This is a genomic window from Arcticibacter svalbardensis MN12-7 (assembly GCF_000403135.1).
Lineage (GTDB): Bacteria > Bacteroidota > Bacteroidia > Sphingobacteriales > Sphingobacteriaceae > Arcticibacter > Arcticibacter svalbardensis.
Genome location: NZ_AQPN01000101.1, coordinates 56,303 through 74,722, shown reverse-complemented (window position 1 = coordinate 74,722; position 18,420 = coordinate 56,303). Strand labels below are relative to the sequence as shown.

Here is an 18,420-nt window from a genome sequence, read left to right as displayed (position 1 = left end):
GTTTAAAGCAATTAATATTTTATAGTTTTATAGTAAAAAATTAAGCATACATACTTTCAGCATCTTTACTTTCAAGAGAGGTATAGCCACTTAGAAACTGGTCTACTCTTCTGGCAGCTTCACGTCCTTCGGAAATTGCCCAAACAACAAGAGATTGTCCACGTCTCATATCTCCGGCAGCAAAAACTTTATTTACGCTTGTTTGATATACACCTTCCTGAGCACGTACATTTCCACGTTCGTCTAACTCAACTCCTAGTTGTTCCAATAACCCAATCTTTTGAGGAAATAAGAAACCCATGGCAAGGAAAACTCGCTGTGCGGGTAATACACGTTCAGATCCTTCCACTTCAGCAAACTTAACTGGTCTGCCAAAAACGTCAGTTTCCCACAATACATCAACAATACGAATTCCAGTCAGGTTACCATTCTCGTCACCAACAAATTCCTTGGTATTTACACTCCATGAACGGTTGCAACCTTCTTCATGAGAAGATGTAGTTTTAAGGACCATTGGATAAGTAGGCCATGGCATACTTTCTGTACGGGATGCAGGAGGCACAGGCATCAATTCAAACTGAGTAATTGACTTAGCACCTTGTCTGTTTGATGTTCCCACGCAATCCGATCCGGTATCACCACCACCTATTACGATGACATCTTTTCCGGTAGCAAGAATTTCTTCACCTTGTACTTCAAGTTCGCTTACTCGTTTGTTTTGTTGTTTAAGGAACTGCATGGCATAATAAACACCTTTTAAATCCCTTCCTGGAGCTGGCAAATTACGTGGTATTGTAGAGCCACCGGCCAATACAATAGCATCAAAATCACGTAATAATTCGTCTGCTAGAATATGTACACCAACCTCTGTATTGTATTTAAACACAACACCTTCTTCCTGCATGATTTGGATTCGACGTTCTACAACCCATTTCTCTAGTTTAAAGTCCGGTATGCCATAACGAAGTAGTCCCCCCGCACGATCATCCCTCTCAAAAACGGTAACTATATGACCTGCTTTGTTAAGTTGTGCCGCAGCAGCTAAACCTGCCGGACCTGATCCTATAACGGCGATAGTCTTCCCTGAACGAATTAGAGGCACTTTAGGTTTAACCAAACCTTTTGCATAGGCTATTTCAATGATGTGCTTTTCAATTTCCTCAATGGTTACAGCAGGCTTATTAATACCTAAAACACATGAAGATTCACATGGAGCAGGACAGATTCGCCCGGTAAACTCGGGGAAATTATTGGTTGAAGACAAAATAGTATACGCTTCTTCCCAATTTTCCTTATAAACAGCATCGTTGAATTCAGGTATAATGTTGCCAAGTGGACAGCCTGAATGACAGAATGGTATTCCACAATTCATGCAACGGGCAGCCTGATTATTCAGCTTATCAGCTGCAAACATTGTATTAAATTCTTTATAGTCTTGAATACGTTCTTCAGGTGACCTCTTTGACGGAAGTTCCCTGTTGAATTCTTTAAAACCTGTAATTTTTCCCATAATCAATTTACTGGTTGATATTGTGCGTGTTGTAAAACTCTTTTATATTCTTTTGGAAACACTTTAATAAACTTACGTGCTTCATCATTCCAGTTACTTAGCAGGAACAGGGCAAGGCGACTTTGAGTCAGCTTGAGATGTGTATTCAGCAAAGCAAGGATTTCTTCCTCATCTTCTCCGGTTAAAGGATCCAGATCAACCATTTCCGGATTGCAATTCTCTGCAAAAGTGCCATCAACGTCGTAAACCCAAGCGATACCACCACTCATTCCAGCAGCAAAGTTACGTCCTGTTTTCCCCAGGATTAATGCTCTTCCTCCGGTCATATACTCACAACCATGATCTCCAACACCTTCAACTACGGCTACTGCGCCAGAATTACGTACTGCAAATCGCTCACCAGCCTGACCGCGAACAAATAGCTCTCCGGCAGTTGCACCGTATAAAGCGACGTTGCCAATGATGATATTATCTTCTGGCACCAGTGTACTTTCTGCTGAAGGATAAATAGCAAGTCTGGCTCCAGACAAACCTTTACCTACATAATCATTTGCTTCACCTTCGAGCTCAAAAGATAAACCCTTAGCACAAAATGCGCCAAAGCTTTGTCCTGCAGATCCGGTGAACTTATAATTAATGGTATTATCAGGCAATCCTGCAGAATGATAGATTTTGGATACTTCATTTGAAAGCAAGGTACCAATGGTCCGGTTTGTATTCCGTAATTCGAAAGACCCGAACACCGGAGTTTTAGTTTCTAATGCCTGTTTAGCATGTTCCAATAACTTCCAGTCCAGGATATCACTCATTCCATGATCCTGTGACTCACTGTTATAAAGAGTAAGATGAGAAGGATTAGTAGCCGGGAATAGTATAGCCGAAAGATCTAAAGTTTTAGTCTTCCAATGTGTGTTATCCTCACGTACTTTTAAAAATTGAGAGCGGCCTACCATTTCGTTAACGGTTCTGAAACCAAGTTCAGCCATGATCTCTCTAAGCTCTTCCGCTATAAAATGGAAAAGATTAACAATATGTTCGGGTTTACCGGTAAACAACTTACGTAACTCAGGATCCTGAGTAGCAACGCCAACCGGACAAGTATTCAAATGACATTTACGCATCATAATACACCCCCCGGCTATTAGAGCAGATGTAGCCACACCCCACTCTTCAGCACCAAGAAGTGCTGCAATGGCAATATCTCTTCCTGTCTTAAGCTGTCCATCGGCTTGTAATACAACCCTGCTTCTTAAACTATTACGAACCAGTGTCTGATGTGCTTCAGCTAATCCAAGTTCCCAAGGTAGCCCTGCATGTTTGATAGAACTCAAAGGTGATGCACCTGTACCGCCATCATATCCGGCTATCAGAATTACATCCGCATGTGCTTTTGCAACTCCTGCAGCAATCGTTCCGACACCTGCTTTTGAAACAAGCTTTACATTAATTCTGGCAGCACGATTCGCATTTTTTAAGTCGAATATCAATTGTGCAAGGTCTTCAATGGAATAAATATCATGGTGTGGTGGTGGAGATATTAAACCAACACCAGCAGTAGAGTGACGGACCTTAGCAATCCATTCGTCTACTTTATGTCCAGGAAGCTGTCCACCTTCACCGGGCTTAGCACCCTGCGCCATCTTAATTTGAAGTTCATCCGCATTTGTAAGATAATAAGAAGTCACGCCGAACCTTCCTGATGCAACTTGCTTAATGGCGGAACGCATGGAATCGCCATTTGGCAGAGGTATATAACGCATATCATCTTCACCACCTTCACCTGTATTGCTTTTACCGCCAATACGATTCATTGCGATGGCCATGGTGCTATGTGCCTCATGAGAGATAGATCCGAAAGACATGGCACCTGTTGCAAATCTTTTCATGATCAATTCGATAGGCTCCACTTCCTCAATAGGAACAGGTTCCCGATGGTGCGCGAATTCAAACAATCCACGCAGTGTATACATCTTTTTCGACTGATCATTTATATGCTTTGCATATTGCTTATAAATGGAGTAATCATTCGTTTTAGTTGCCTGTTGCAATAAATGTACCGTCTGAGGATTAAACAAATGTGCTTCTCCCCTACGTTTCCATTGATAAATACCTCCTTCTGGAAGCAGTTGCTCTTCCGGCTTCGCATGAACAAAACCATGATTATGTTTAAACAGACTTTCCTTGGCAATTTCATCCAAACCTAAACCACCAATACGGGTTACGGCACCGGAGAAATAACGATCTACTACCTGTTTGTTAATCCCTAAAATTTCAAATATCTGGGCACCTTGGTAAGATTGGAGTGTTGAGATTCCCATTTTAGAGAAAATCTTCAGCAGACCATCACAGATCGCTTTAATATAATTTTTAGCGAGGTATTTATATTCTAAAGAAGTTTCAAGTTTATTCTCCTCTTTGAGCGCATAAATAGTGGCAAGAGCCAGGTAAGGGTTGATTGCACTTGCTCCAAAAGCAAGAAGACAAGCAAAATGATGCACTTCCCAAATATCTCCGGCTTCTATTACAAGACCAACCTGACCTCTAAATCCAAGACGAATAAGATGATGATGTACAGCAGAAACTGCTAATAAAGAAGGTATAGGTGCATGTTCTGAATCAATTGCACGATCTGAAAGTATAATTACCTCAAATCCGTCATTGACTGCATCCTCAGCATAGCGACATAAACGCTGCAAGCCATTTTCTAAAGCACCCGGTTGCCCGTCCGCCTTAAAATAAGTCTGAAGAGTTTTGGCATGAAACATACCGGTATCAATACTTCTTAATTTCTCCAGTTCATAGTTGGTCAGTATCGGCTGTTTTAATGCCACAACATGACAATGCATTTTATCCTCATCCAGTAAATTCCCATTGCTTCCAATAAAGGTAGCCAGACTCATAACCATCCGCTCCCGGATAGGGTCAATTGGCGGATTAGTCACCTGGGCAAAATATTGTTTAAAATAACTGGAAATATGCTGAGGGCGATCAGAAAGAACAGCTAGAGGAACATCAGTACCCATAGATCCTATAGGTTCCTTACCATCAACGGCCATCGGCTTAATGATGATTTCAATATCTTCACGGGAATAACCAAATACCTGTTGATATTTAAGTACCGAATCATTGGAAAGATTAGTGAAAGCCACCCTGGGTTCAGGAAGCTCCTCCATATTGATCTTATAGTTTTCAAGCCATTCGCCATAAGGCTGACTGGAAGCTATAGAATGTTTGATTTCGTCATCGGTGATGATTTTCCCTTCTTTAAGATTAACCAGGAACATTTTACCTGGTTGAAGACGTCCTTTTTTAATAATGATCTTTTCTTCAATAGGTAAAGCACCTGCCTCAGAAGCTACAATGATACGTTTATCGTTTGTGATAGCATAACGAAGAGGACGTAGTCCGTTTCGATCCAATAAGGCCCCTATCTGTGTACCGTCAGTAAACGTAAGTGCAGCAGGACCATCCCAAGGTTCCATTAATGTAGCATGAAACTCATAAAAGGCCTTTTTAATCGGATCCATCTGTTCATTGCCATCCCATGCCTCAGGAACCAGCATCATCATTACGTGTGGTAATGAACGACCTGTATGAGCTAGAAGTTCCACGATGTTATCCAGACAAGCTGAGTCAGATTGACCTTTACCAATAACAGGAAGCACAATCTCCATTTCTTCCTTTGAAAAATAAGAAGAAGCATACGACCTTAAACCGGAATAAAACCAGTTCAAATTACCTGTCAGCGTATTAATTTCTCCATTATGGGCTAAAATACGGAAAGGTTGAGCCAACTTCCATGAAGGAAATGTATTGGTAGAAAATCGACTATGCACCATCCCAAAGGCTGAAGTAAGCCTTGTATCCTGGAGGTCCTTATAGTATGTCCGTAATTGGTAGGTAGTTAACTGTCCTTTATATACAATGATGCGACTAGACAAGGAAGGAATGTAAAAGTTCTCATTGCTGATCGATGTAGCTATCAGTCGGCGAAAAACATATAATTTCCGTTCAAAATCATCTTCACTCGCAGAAGAAGCAGGACGACTTACGAAAAGCTGTTCCACTGAAGGTTCTACAGACAGCGCAGTTTGACCTACCACAGATTGATCAACAGGAAGTGGTCGGAAGCCAAGTAAAGTTAATCCTAATCGCTCAGCAGCATTGATAATAACGGTGCGGCATAATTCCTTTTCATTCACATCTTTTGGAAAGAAGATCATTCCAACCCCATAATGTCCGGGTTCAGTTAAATGAATATCAAGTGAGATACATTCCTCCATGAGAAATTCATGTGGAATTTGTAATAATATACCGGCACCATCACCCGAATCAGGATCACATCCACAAGCCCCTCTATGCTCCATATTTTCAAGAATAGTGAGCGCATCCGATACATTCTTATGTGATTTATGTCCGTTGATATGAGTAATAAAGCCTACCCCACAAGAATCGTGTTCAAATTCTGGGCGATATAAACCCATCTGGTCATTTTCAGTTTGTTTCATTAGACAGTGCAAATTACGATTTAAGGTTTCGACCTTATAAGTTAATACTTCAACAATACTTAAAAAAAGTTCAACTTAACTAAAGCAAACATAACTTTTCTTAACAAGTTTTTAAAATAAAATGCTGTATTTTAAAATATTACTAATTCATTCAATTAATCAAACAATCTCGCAGAATCCGATGGTGATAGAATGAAATAATAATCCAAGATAAGATATTTATATTTTTTTTCAAAATCATTTTCTAGTTTTATATAAATTATTACCTTTGACCCAAGGGTTAGTCTTCTACGACCAGCTCCTCTTGAACTCCCCCAGGGTGGGAACACAGCAAGGGTAAAGAGTTGAGCGGTGCGATAGAAGGGGCTAGCCCCTTTTTTTTTCTTAAAAATCCACATTATTCTTCCTAACCAATTATCAAAGCTTTAACTTAGCCGGGCTGCATGGGTTTACTCTATTAACAGTATTGCGACTCCTGTATCCATAACTAAAATTAAACATTAACATGAAATTTTTTATCGACACTGCAAACCTTGCTCAGATTAAGGAAGCCCATGATATGGGAATACTTGATGGTGTGACTACAAATCCAAGCCTGATGGCAAAAGAAGGCATTACTGGTCAGGAGAACGTAATCAATCACTATAAAGCCATTTGCGAAATTACAGATGGTGATGTCAGCGCAGAAGTTATTGCGGTTACATTTAATGAGATCGTTGCTGAAGGCGAAGCTTTGGCTAAACTACATCCAAAAATTGTAGTTAAAGTTCCTATGATCAAAGAAGGCGTTAAAGCAATTAAATACTTTACCTCTAAAGGAATCAGAACAAACTGTACTTTGATATTTTCAGCTGGACAGGCATTACTTGCCGCTAAAGCAGGAGCAACTTATGTTTCTCCATTTATCGGACGTCTTGATGACATCTCCACTGACGGAGTTGCCTTGATTAAAGATATTAAGACGATCTATACCAACTACGGATACAAAACTCAGATCCTTGCAGCTTCAGTTCGTCACCCGATGCATATTCTTCAATGCGCACTGGTAGGAGCTGATGTAATTACAGCTCCCCTATCAGCGATTGCTGCTTTACTAAAACATCCATTAACAGACAGTGGCCTTGCTCAGTTCCTTGCTGATCATGATAAGGCTGAAGCTGCTGCTAAAGTACTTGCTTAATTTTCTTACACGTCCGTAATTTCATTACGGACGTTTTTATCTATTTTAAAAGATAAACGCAATGATATCTTCATCCGCCATTCCTGTCGATGTTCTAATTATTGGTGCCGGTCCCATTGGTTTAACCTGTGGAATAGAAGCCCGGAACGAAGGCTTATCCTACGTGATCATTGAAAAGGGCTGCCTTGTAAATTCCCTGTACAACTATCCGGTTAACATGACCTTCTTCTCTACATCTGAAAAGCTGGAGATTGGAAATATTCCTTTTGTATCCGTGAATAACAAACCTACACGGGCTGAAGCACTTGAATACTATAGACGGGCAACAATCCATTATAATCTGAATGTTCGTTTGTTTGAAGAAGTAATCGAAGTACAAAAACAGAACGGAGATTTCTTTGTAAAGACTGCTAAAGCTTCCTACCAGGCAAAGAACATCATTATTTCTACAGGCTTTTATGATGTTCCCGTCAAACTAAATATCCCGGGAGAAGAGCTTCCCAAGGTAAGGCATTATTATAATGACCCGCATTATTATGCTTTTCAAAACGTAGTTGTGGTTGGAGCAAGTAATTCATCCGTTGACGCCGCATTAGAAACTTATCGCAAATCCGCACAGGTAACCATGGTCATTAAAGGATCAGAAATCAATAACAGGGTAAAGTACTGGGTGCAGCCTGATATTATAAACCGCATTAATGAAGGAAGTATAAAAGTCTATTTTAACTCCACGCTACAGGAAATAACACCTGATCAAGTTATTATTAATACGCCGGAAGGTGAAGTAACCATACCAAACGATTTTGTATTGGCCATGACAGGCTACCTTCCCAACTTCAGTTTTTTAAAGAATATGGGAGTTGAATGTTCGATTGATGATGATCAGCTGCCTACCCACAATGAAGAAACAATGGAAACCAATATACCCCATGTGTACCTGGCAGGAGTAGTTTGCGGTGGAATGAATACACACAGTTATTTTATTGAAAATTCACGTGAACATGCAGAAAAAATAGCCAGGCATATTCGTCTTCATACTGCATAATTGACGTTTTAATGACCACATATTGTTTTTTTTGCTTAAAATGGATTAAACTCACTGTATCTTTGCAGGGATGAATAACCAGGATCTGCTACAGAGAGCGCTAAACTTCGAATTCCTAACACAAGAGGAAGGGGTTTATTTATATAAAAATGCCGCTACAGCCGAATTAATGTACACGGCTAATGAACTCCGTAAAAAACAAGTACCACATGGTAAAGTTACCTGGCAAATCGACCGTAATGTAAACACTACTAACGTTTGTATTGCCAACTGTAAATTTTGCAATTTCTTTAGGCGTCCCGGACACCCGGATAGCTATATCACCGACATTGAAACTTACAAAGTAAAGATCGAAGAGACTTTCCGCTTGGGAGGCGATCAGCTGCTTCTTCAGGGAGGACACCATCCCGATCTTGGTTTGGCATTTTATTCCAATTTATTCAGACAATTAAAAGAACTATACCCTACTTTAAAGTTACATTCCCTGGGCCCTCCAGAGATTGCGCATGTTGCAAAGTTAGAAGGACTAAGTCATACTGAAATTTTAAAAGAACTTATGGCTGCGGGATTAGACTCACTTCCAGGTGCTGGAGCTGAGATCCTAAATGACCGTGTCCGCCGGCTAATTTCTAAAGGCAAATGTGGCGGTCAGGAATGGCTGGATGTCATGCGTGCAGCACATCAATTAGGTTTAGGCACCTCTGCAACGATGATGTTCGGACATGTCGAAACCATTGAAGAACGATTTGAACACTTAGTTTGGATCAGAGAAGTTCAAGCAGAAAAGCCAGCAGAAGCTCCAGGATTTATAGCCTTTATCCCTTGGCCTTTCCAGGATGATGGAACATTACTTAAACGTGTGAGAGGGATTAAAAATGAAGTATCTGCAGATGAATACATCCGGATGCTAGCTTTAAGCCGAATCATGCTTCCAAACATTAAAAACATTCAGGCATCCTGGCTAACCGTAGGTAAAAGTGTAGCACAAATTTGTCTTCATGGTGGAGCAAATGACTTCGGATCTATTATGATAGAGGAAAACGTGGTCAGTGCAGCAGGTGCACCACATCGCTTTACGTCAGAAGGAATTCAGCAATCTATTAGAGAAGCAGGTTTCGAACCTCAGTTACGTAATCAAAAGTACGGATTCAGAGATGTTCCTTCTCAAATACAACAACAGACTATTACTTATTAAGTAATAGTAACATCTTTAAACAAAATGGCAACATAATCTATTTTATGAAATTGAAACAAACAAAATTATAGCTTGGTACGTCATTTAGGGAGTCAGGTTTACAACATACTTTAAAGATGAAAAAGATCCAGCTTTTTAATGCACCTACAATAGCAACTTTACAAATAGAAATAAATGAATGGCTGGCCGATAATAAAGAGGCACACCTGATTGAGTCGAATATGACCAGTCTGTCTAATGTTAACATCTCAGGTACTGTTGACATAGTGCAAGCTCAATATGCCTTTTATATTCTTTATTCACCAGCAGATGAGAGCGAACAAGAAAGTATTCTTGCCGCTGAAAAACAACAAATGCCTTCAGAATTGATTGATCCACGCACTATTATAGCGGAGATTAATTAATTCTTAATTGCAATCCAAAATACTTTTAGTAACAGAATTTGAGATGTTTCTGAGATTGGATAATCATCCCATTTTAAATAAAAATATAAATTTAGACACTACCTACAGTGAGCATTCAATTTCATCAGCTACTATATTCACCAGTTCGATTTTTTCATAAAAGTGTGAATTTCTGTTACTTATAAACGATATAAACAGGCATTTGAAATTAAATTGATCAAACTTTTCTTTTTCAAGTCAGTTAATTTATGATGAAAATAACACCTGTAATTCTGTCGCTCTTTATATTAATGGGTTGCAGTAAAAATGAAACACCTGTCCTGAATACGAATGACCATCAGCTATCTGCGACAAGCGCATCAGCCACAACTCCACCAAAGCAATACTATCTGGCATTGGGCGATTCCTATACCATAGGAGAATCGGTAAGTCAGCAACAAAGCTTCCCCTATCAGCTTGTCACGAAACTCAATTTAAAGAACAAAAACTTTGCAGCACCAACCGTGATTGCCAAAACAGGCTGGACAACCAGTGATTTACAAAAAGCGATTGTAGCAGCCAAACTAACTCAGAAATACAACTTCGTCAGCTTACTGATTGGAGTAAACAACCAATTTCAAGGATTATCAAAAACGACCTACCGCACACAGTTCCGGGATCTATTGAACACTGCAATTAAATTAGCTGATGGTAAAACTAAACATGTATCTGTTATATCCATTCCGGACTGGGGTCTAACACCTTATGGAAAAAGGAGTGGCCGGGATCAAGCTAAGGTTTCAGCCGATATTGATGCTTTCAATGCCATTAATAGAGAAGAAACACTTACTCGGGGTGCCAGTTATACAAACATCACCCCTACTTCAAGAAAAGTTACATCTGATCCTTCACTAGTTGCTTCAGATGGATTACATTACTCAGCAAAAACGTATGCCATTTGGGTAGATGCTATAATAGCTACATATAATAGAGATAATTAATAATACGCATTTTTAATTAGCGAGTTGCTCCTGATCATTCATCCAGAAACAGCTGGCTAATTATATTTCATTATCAGCACGACTTTCTTTAATAAAAGAAACAAGGTTTTTTACTCCGCAACTCACCATACTTTTAACCGCATTTTCTGTATAAAAAGCCATGTGTTGGGTCATGATCACATTCGGAAATTGTCTGATATAAGCCATGTCACGATTAATGATAATGTCCGTTCTTCTGTCGAAATGATAAATCCCATCTTCGTTTTCAAACACATCAAGGGCTAGTGCCCCTATTTTTTCCGTTTCAATACCTTCAATAACATCAGGAATATTCATCAACTCCCCTCTTGAACAGTTAACCACAATTACACCATTCTTCATTTTGGAAAGCGAAGTTCGGTTAATCATTCTGAAAGTTTGTTCCATTAATGGAACATGTAAACTAATAATATCCGATTCTTCATAAAGCGTCTCCAAATCCGTATAGGTTGCTTTTCCTTTTACCTTTTCCTGCGGATAAGGATCATAAGCCAGTACACGGCAACCAAATCCGGAAAGAAAGTCAATAACCCTAGCACCGATTCTTCCTGTGCCTATAATTCCCACAGTCATGTCCTTCATTTCCTTCCCTTGGAGTCCCTTCAACGAGTAATCGTTTACGTTTCCCCGAAACATGGCCTGTTTATACTTTCTCAGCGACATCAGAATCAGCATCAGTGTATAATCGGCAACACCATCAGGTCCGTAATCGGCATTACTAACCCTAATGTTTAACTTTCTTGCTGCTTCCATGTCAATATTATTGAACCCAACGGAACGTGTGGACAGATAACTGATCTTCATCTCTTTCATCTGACGAAGAATATCAGCCGATATTTTACTTATTCCAAGAATGCATATGCCCTGACAACCCTGCGCTAATGGAATGGTCTCCATATTTAACATTTTATGACTGAAAGTATATTCTACATGAAGTTCTTGAGCAAGGTTCTCAAACACATTCCTTTCATCATCCCTCAACTCATACACCATTATTTTTATACCGAATTCTTGCTTCATCTGCTAATTTTTTATAACTGATTGCAGACAATATAGCAACATTCATTTATTATATACTATTTATTCATTCTCTTATTTATATCTTTTCTTATCATTTTGATTGTAATATTTGCCCAGTAATAGGATTTTCTTTCTCAAAAGACAGCTAAACGATCCTATCATAACCATTATGGAAGATAACATAGACTTAAAGGGATTGTCTCCTGAAGAAGTCGTTGCCAGCCGATTAAAGAACGGATCTAACTCAGCTTTTACTGAAAATGAATCCCCTTTTTGGTTAATAGTAAAAGATGTGGTGACTGAGCCCCTATTCTTTATCCTTGTTTGCGCGGCATCTATATATTTTATTTTAGGCGATTACAAAGAAGGCATCATCATGCTGGTGGCCTTGCTTTTCATTTCTGCTATCTCTCTGTTTCAGGAAAACAGAAGCAGAAATGCGGTGGATTCTTTAAAAAAGCTCTCTAGTCCCCATGCTAAAGTCATCAGAGCTGGTATTACAACAAATATTGATACTGAAGAACTCGTAATCGGTGATTTAATTGTTGTAGAAGACGGCAATATTGTTCCCGCTGATGGGAAGATCTTGAAGTCAAATGATTTCTCCGTCAATGAAAGTTTACTCACTGGAGAGTCACTTGCCATCGCTAAAGACCTGAATGAACCGAATAACCAATTATTTAAGGGAAGTACAGTCATGTCCGGCTCCAGTATTGCTCGTGTAGAAATCATTGGAAAGAATACCGCTTTAGGTAAAATTGGACAGTCCCTTCAGGAAATTGAAACTACTAAAACGCCTCTACAGATTCAGATAAAAAGTTTCATCCGTTCCATGGTTATTTTTGGACTGATTGCTTTCCTCATTGTTTGGGGAGTTAATTATTATACCTCAGGTAATCTGTTGAATGGATTACTTCATGGATTGACGCTGGCTATGTCTGTATTGCCAGAAGAAATTCCGGTAGCGTTCAGTACCTTCATGGCATTAGGCGCCTATCATTTGTACAAAAAAGGAGTTATTGCCCGAAGCCCACATACCGTAGAAACATTAGGTGCAGCCACTGTAATATGTGCTGATAAAACAGGAACCATTACGGAGAATAAAATGCAAATCTCCGCCATTTATGATTTTGCTTCGGATAAAGATTTTGACTATACCAAAGATGCCTACAGCTTAAATGAGGTTCTGGAATATGCTTTATGGGCATCAGAAACCGATCCATTTGATCAAATGGAGAAATCTATTCACCATATTTATGGAGAAGTAGCTCCCGAAGATAAAAGGAAAGATTTCGTTTTCGTACATGAATATCCTTTGAGTGGAACCCCACCTATTATGACACATGTCCTGAGCAATAAAAAAGGCACGTCCATTATCGCAGTGAAAGGCAGTGTTGAAGGGGTATTGAACCAATCTAACTTAACTGATGAGCAGAAAGCCGGTATTGTAATCAAAACAAAGAGTTATGCATCAAAGGGTTTTAGAGTATTGGCTGTTGCTAAATCAAATCAGGATCTATCCAACTTGCCTAAAACACAACAGGAATTCGAATTTGTCTTTATTGGTCTGATTGCTTTTTACGATCCCCCGAAAGCGAACATGACGAAAATACTTCAGCAGTTCTACCAGGCCGGCATCAGTGTAAAAATGATCACAGGTGATTATCCCGATACCGCTATCTCTATCGCTAACCAGATTCATTTTAAAAATAGCTCTTCCGTATTAACTGGTAAGGAAGTAATGGATATGGATCAAACAACGCTTTGCCAACAAGTAAAAGTGGTGGACATGTATGCCAGAATGTTTCCGGAAGCCAAGCTTAAGGTAATAGAAGCCCTGAAATCCAATGGTGAAGTAGTGGCCATGACCGGAGATGGTGTAAATGACGGGCCAGCACTTAAAGCCGCACATATAGGTATTGCTATGGGCTTAAGAGGAAGCGAAGTAGCTAAAAGCGCCGCTTCTTTAATTTTAATGGATGATGATCTGAGCCATATGACCGACGCCGTAGCCTTAGGCAGAAGGATCTACGAAAACTTAAAGAAGGCCATTCAATATATTATCTCTATTCATATTCCAATTATTCTAATCGTAACACTTCCACTCCTGCTCCTATGGAAATTTACTGATATCTTTTCTCCTATACATGTGATATTTCTAGAGCTTATTATGGGTCCTACTTGTTCCATCGTATTCGAAAATGAACCAATAGAAGCGGGATCGATGGAGAAAGAACCTAGAAAAATGAGTTCTTCATTTTTCTCATTTAAAGAATTATCAGTAAGTATAATCCAGGGATTCGCTATTACAGCTGCCTGTTTAGGAATAGGTTATTATTTTATGGCAAACGATCATAACGAAACACTGGTACGTACCGTAATTTACACTACACTCATTTTTTCTAATCTTTTCCTAACTTTTGCCAACAGATCATTCTATTACTCCATAATTACTACTATTCAATATAAAAACATATTTATTCCCATCATTATAGGCATCTCATTAATCGTCCTATTTCTGTCTATTTATACACCAGCTATTCGAAATATCTTTGAATTTGAGGCTTTAAGTGGCCTTGATCTCTTACTTTGCTTTGCTGTCGCCTTTGCCGGAGTTCTGTGGATCGAACTTTATAAGCTTTTTTACACCCGCAGGCAATTCGTTAAAAAAAGTTAAATTAGTAGGCACTACAAAATGTCAACAGAATTAGTATCGATCTTGGTAGTATGAAAATTCTAATTGTAGAAGACGAAGAAAGTTTACAAAAAAGTATTCATCAATACCTGATTGCCGAGGGTAATGTATGTGACTGCTCTTCGACCTACAATGATGCCTATCAGAAAATCGCCCTTTATGACTACGACTGTGTGTTGCTTGATTTGACCCTCCCTGACGGAGAAGGACTTAATTTGCTGAAGTTTATAAAAAAGATGAATAAACCGGATGGCGTTTTAATCATATCAGCACGCGATGCTGTAGATCAGCGAATTGAAGGACTGAGCTTAGGTGCTGATGACTACCTGGTTAAACCCTTTCACTTGTCTGAATTATATGCACGCATTACGTCAATAATCAGAAGACGCCAGTTTAATGGAAGCGACCGGATTGTTTTCAATGAATTGGAAATTGATAGCCACGCCATGGAAGTCAAAGTGAATTCACATACGGTATATTTCACCAGAAAGGAGTTTGATCTTCTTTTATATTTCATGACCAATAAATCTAAAGTGATCTCAAAGTCTGCAGCAGCAGTACATATCTGGGGCAATGATGCAGATATGGCAGATAGTTTTGATTTCATCTATACCCACATTAAAAATATCAGAAAAAAGTTAACCGATGCAGGATGTAAGGATTACTTTCATTCTATTTATGGTGTTGGGTATAAATTCGTAGAATCTTGAGACTCTTCAGCAGGTATAACAGGGTTTTGTTTTTGGTTAGTTGTGTTGGATTAATCATTATAGGTCTTCTTTTTTACAGAACACTAAGCTATTATCTTGCTCAGCAAATGGATGATCAGTTGGAAGAAGAGCTCATGGAAGTAAAACAATATACAGCGGGTAAAAATAATTTATACCAGCCCAACAGTTTTGAAGAGCTTATCATCCAATATAAGAAGACAGCTGAAAACAATTCCAAAATTATTGCCGATACTGTTTTTTATAATGATGAAAAACACCGTATGGAATCAGCTCGATACCTTCAATCTACGATAACGCTTAAAGGCGAACAGTACAAGGTTACTATCATCGCTTCAAAAGTCGAAAATGAAGAACAAATCAAAAGCATTTTAAAGGTGATCATATTGCCTGTTTTAGCATTACTGGTTATCCTTTTACTTGTAAATAGATTTATGATAAGGAGTTTATGGAATCCCTTCAAACAACTCTTAATTAACATAAAAGCATTCAATGTCAATCAGGATGTTCCATTCAAACCTGTTAAAACATCAATAAAAGAATTCAGTGACCTCAATAACGCATTTGTCGATCTTTCGTCAAAAGTAAAATCAGACTACAAGGAAATTAAATTATTTACAGAAAATGCGTCTCATGAAATGATGACCCCATTAGCCGTAATTAATTCTAAGCTGGATACAATGCTGCAATCTAATTTATTGGGCAGGGAAGAAAGTGAACTTTTGACAGATATGTACAAAGCAACTTCCAGGCTGACTAAATTAAACCAGTCCTTATTGATGCTGGTAAAGATTGATAATAATCTGTTGAATGATCAGGAAGATATTTTAATAAGTAAGGCCATAGAAGAGAAACTCCTGCATTTTCAGGAACTGATTTTGAAAAGAAAATTAACTATTCATCTTCATCTTGAGCCCACTACCCTATTTATAAGCCAGCAATTGCTAGAAATTCTGCTCAACAATCTTTTCAGTAATGCCATCAGGCACAATATAGAAAAGGGAACGATTAATATAAGTTTAACCGCCACACAACTTATTTTTTCAAATACGAGTACAAATGATGGTTTAGATGAGGCTAAAATATTTGAACGCTTTTACAAAGATACCACATCCGAGGGCACCGGTTTAGGACTCTCTATTTTGAAGCAAATCTGCAACCGGCTGCAGTACGATCTTAAATATACGTATGACAAGCCTTTGCACCATTTCATCATTCAATTTAATAAGTAAGGACAACACTTTCTTAAACAGAAAATTTGAAACGACAGGCTACTTAAAAAGTACAATTAACATCTTCTTATTAACAAAAAAATGAACAGAAAAGATTTTTTAACGAGTATGGGAATGGGAGTAGCTTCTCTGGCTTTACTAAACTGTGTGGGCGGTTGCGCTAAAAGCACAGATGGCCCTTCTTCGGGTGTGTCCGGGTCTTCCAATGTAGATTTCACCCTAGATTTAAATGCATCAGCAAATGCTACTTTACTGGCTAATGGAGGTTATTTGGCATCCAATGGAGTAATTGTAGCGCGTACCAAAGCAGGAACTTATATTGCCGTGCAAAGGTCATGTACACATGAAAACTATACTTTAACCTATCAGAGCGGCAGCAGTAGATTTTACTGTCCAAATCATGGTGCCACCTTCTCTGAAAGCGGTTCAGTTACACAGGGACCAGCATCAAGGTCCTTAACCACATATAAAACACAAGTTACAGGTACTTTATTACGGGTTTATTCATAAGATCATGAAACTACTATTTATAACACTATTTTCCTTGCTTACTGTACCTACGGTATGGCTTGGTAACTTTAATGTGGCCACAAAAGAAGCCACAACATCCCATAAACTAATCTTACTTAACTTCTCAGGCTCAGACTGGTGTGGCCCCTGCATTCGTCTTCGCAAGGAGATTCTGGAATCGGAAACATTTGAAAGATATGCCTCTGATCATCTTGTATTGGTGCGTGCTGATTTTCCGAGACAAAAGAAGAACCGTCTTCCGGCAGAACAGGTGAAACTGAATGAGGCACTGGCTGAAAAATATAATAACGAAGGAAAGTTCCCCTACACCCTACTCATTGATGAACAAGGTAAGGTCTTAAAGTCATGGGATGGTTACCCCAATGAAACACCAGATAAGTTTGTGAAAGAGATTGAATCCATTCATTAAACCAGGTATGTTAGCAGAAGTATCCAGTAATCGAATTCTAAAACTCATGGGCAACCGGTTTGAATTTACAGTAATTTCTGACACGCAGGAGTCTGGTGCCAAAGCAATTGATACTGCTATTGCTGAAGTGCAAAGGATTGAAGAATTATTATCCACTTTTAAAGATACCAGTCAGACGAATTATATTAATAAAAATGCTGGAATTAAACCGGTTCAGGTAGATGAAGAAGTGATTCATTTGATTCAGAGGTCTTTAAAAATATCCGAATTGACTCAGGGGGCATTTGATATTACCTATGGATCTATAGATAAAAGTTTATGGAATTTCGATGTGAATATGACCAGTTTACCAAGCTGCGAAACAGCCCTCCAGTCTGTGAGTCTTATCAATTATCAAAATGTACTAGTTGACCTTGATCACTCGACGGTCATGCTTAAACATGCAGGTATGCGCATAGGTTTTGGTGGAATTGGTAAAGGATATGCTGCCGACCGGGCTATGTTTGTTTTAAAAAACGCAGGCATAAAAAGTGGAATAGTGAATGCCGCAGGTGATTTAATTACCTGGGGCACACAGTTAAACGGAGCCCCATGGACGATTGGTATTGCCGCCCCAGACCAATGCACACGTCCTTTTTCTTCAATAAATATCAGTAATACGGCCATTGCAACATCCGGAAATTACGAAAAGTATGCGACTATAAACGGGAAAAGGTATTCGCACACTATTGACCCTAAAACAGGCTTACCTGTAAGTGGTATTAAAAGTGTCAGCATACTTGGCCCAAGCGCCGAGTTAGCTGATGCAATGGCAACTCCGGTTGTAGTAATGGGAGTTCGGGTAGGACTCGACATGATCAACCAGCTTAAACAAGTAGCCTGTATTATTATTGATGACTTTGACCGCATGTATACTTCAAAAAACATTAATGTTAAACGCTAAT

Annotated in this window: 14 protein-coding genes and 1 other RNA gene; 12 read left to right on the top strand and 3 right to left on the bottom strand. The window is 39.0% G+C overall.

Features of this window, described 5'->3' with window-relative positions; all coding sequences use genetic code 11:
• Positions 1 to 40: 40 nt before the first annotated feature.
• Together ADIARSV_RS13760 and gltB are read right to left on the bottom strand one after the other, a co-directional pair.
• A complete protein-coding gene (locus ADIARSV_RS13760) occupies positions 41 to 1,510 on the bottom strand; it encodes a glutamate synthase subunit beta (RefSeq protein ID WP_016196176.1) in 1,470 nt (489 codons plus the stop codon).
• A gap of 2 nt (positions 1,511 to 1,512) precedes the next feature.
• On the bottom strand, positions 1,513 to 6,018 hold the full coding sequence (gene gltB, locus ADIARSV_RS13755) for a glutamate synthase large subunit (protein ID WP_016196175.1): 4,506 nt from the start codon (positions 6,016 to 6,018) through the stop codon (positions 1,513 to 1,515).
• Between the two features lie 277 nt (positions 6,019 to 6,295).
• On the opposite strand from gltB, the gene ffs reads away from it, so the two are divergent.
• The 6 genes from ffs (at position 6,296) to ADIARSV_RS13725 (ending at position 10,822) form a co-directional block, all read left to right on the top strand.
• An RNA gene (ffs, locus tag ADIARSV_RS21225) (signal recognition particle sRNA small type) lies at positions 6,296 to 6,394 on the top strand.
• A gap of 129 nt (positions 6,395 to 6,523) precedes the next feature.
• Entirely contained in the window at positions 6,524 to 7,198 is a 675-nt protein-coding gene (gene fsa / locus ADIARSV_RS13745) for a fructose-6-phosphate aldolase (RefSeq protein ID WP_016196174.1), read from the top strand.
• Positions 7,199 to 7,259: 61 nt separating this feature from the next.
• Positions 7,260 to 8,243 carry a YpdA family putative bacillithiol disulfide reductase gene (locus ADIARSV_RS13740; RefSeq protein ID WP_016196173.1) on the top strand — a complete coding sequence of 328 codons (984 nt, stop codon included), beginning with the start codon at positions 7,260 to 7,262 and terminating at the stop codon, positions 8,241 to 8,243.
• A gap of 70 nt (positions 8,244 to 8,313) precedes the next feature.
• On the top strand, positions 8,314 to 9,438 hold the full coding sequence (gene mqnC, locus ADIARSV_RS13735; protein WP_016196172.1) for a cyclic dehypoxanthinyl futalosine synthase: 1,125 nt from the start codon (positions 8,314 to 8,316) through the stop codon (positions 9,436 to 9,438).
• 116 nt (positions 9,439 to 9,554) lie between these two features.
• Positions 9,555 to 9,842, top strand: coding sequence for a hypothetical protein (locus tag ADIARSV_RS13730; RefSeq protein ID WP_016196171.1), 288 nt, complete (start codon positions 9,555 to 9,557; stop codon positions 9,840 to 9,842).
• A 248-nt stretch (positions 9,843 to 10,090) separates the two neighbouring features.
• Positions 10,091 to 10,822, top strand: a complete 732-nt coding sequence (locus tag ADIARSV_RS13725; RefSeq protein WP_235048423.1) for an SGNH/GDSL hydrolase family protein — start codon at positions 10,091 to 10,093, stop codon at positions 10,820 to 10,822.
• Between the two features lie 60 nt (positions 10,823 to 10,882).
• On the opposite strand, the gene ADIARSV_RS13720 is transcribed toward ADIARSV_RS13725, so the two are convergent.
• Positions 10,883 to 11,881, bottom strand: coding sequence for a D-isomer specific 2-hydroxyacid dehydrogenase family protein (locus tag ADIARSV_RS13720; RefSeq protein ID WP_016196169.1), 999 nt, complete (start codon positions 11,879 to 11,881; stop codon positions 10,883 to 10,885).
• A gap of 169 nt (positions 11,882 to 12,050) precedes the next feature.
• Here ADIARSV_RS13720 and ADIARSV_RS13715 point away from each other — a divergent pair, with 169 nt between their 5' ends.
• The 6 genes from ADIARSV_RS13715 (at position 12,051) to ADIARSV_RS13690 (ending at position 18,419) form a co-directional block, all read left to right on the top strand.
• Complete coding sequence (locus tag ADIARSV_RS13715; RefSeq protein WP_016196168.1) at positions 12,051 to 14,558, top strand: cation-translocating P-type ATPase; 2,508 nt, start codon at positions 12,051 to 12,053, stop codon at positions 14,556 to 14,558.
• A 50-nt stretch (positions 14,559 to 14,608) separates the two neighbouring features.
• Positions 14,609 to 15,286 carry a response regulator transcription factor gene (locus ADIARSV_RS13710; RefSeq protein ID WP_016196167.1) on the top strand — a complete coding sequence of 226 codons (678 nt, stop codon included), beginning with the start codon at positions 14,609 to 14,611 and terminating at the stop codon, positions 15,284 to 15,286.
• A complete protein-coding gene (locus ADIARSV_RS13705; protein ID WP_040300110.1) occupies positions 15,283 to 16,536 on the top strand; it encodes a sensor histidine kinase in 1,254 nt (417 codons plus the stop codon). The genes ADIARSV_RS13710 and ADIARSV_RS13705 overlap by 4 nt, the downstream gene beginning before the upstream one ends.
• An 81-nt stretch (positions 16,537 to 16,617) precedes the next feature.
• Positions 16,618 to 17,046 carry a QcrA and Rieske domain-containing protein gene (locus tag ADIARSV_RS13700; protein WP_016196165.1) on the top strand — a complete coding sequence of 143 codons (429 nt, stop codon included), beginning with the start codon at positions 16,618 to 16,620 and terminating at the stop codon, positions 17,044 to 17,046.
• A gap of 4 nt (positions 17,047 to 17,050) precedes the next feature.
• On the top strand, positions 17,051 to 17,476 hold the full coding sequence (locus ADIARSV_RS13695; RefSeq protein ID WP_016196164.1) for a thioredoxin family protein: 426 nt from the start codon (positions 17,051 to 17,053) through the stop codon (positions 17,474 to 17,476).
• 7 nt (positions 17,477 to 17,483) lie between these two features.
• Entirely contained in the window at positions 17,484 to 18,419 is a 936-nt protein-coding gene (locus ADIARSV_RS13690; protein ID WP_016196163.1) for an FAD:protein FMN transferase, read from the top strand.
• Position 18,420 lies beyond the last annotated feature (1 nt).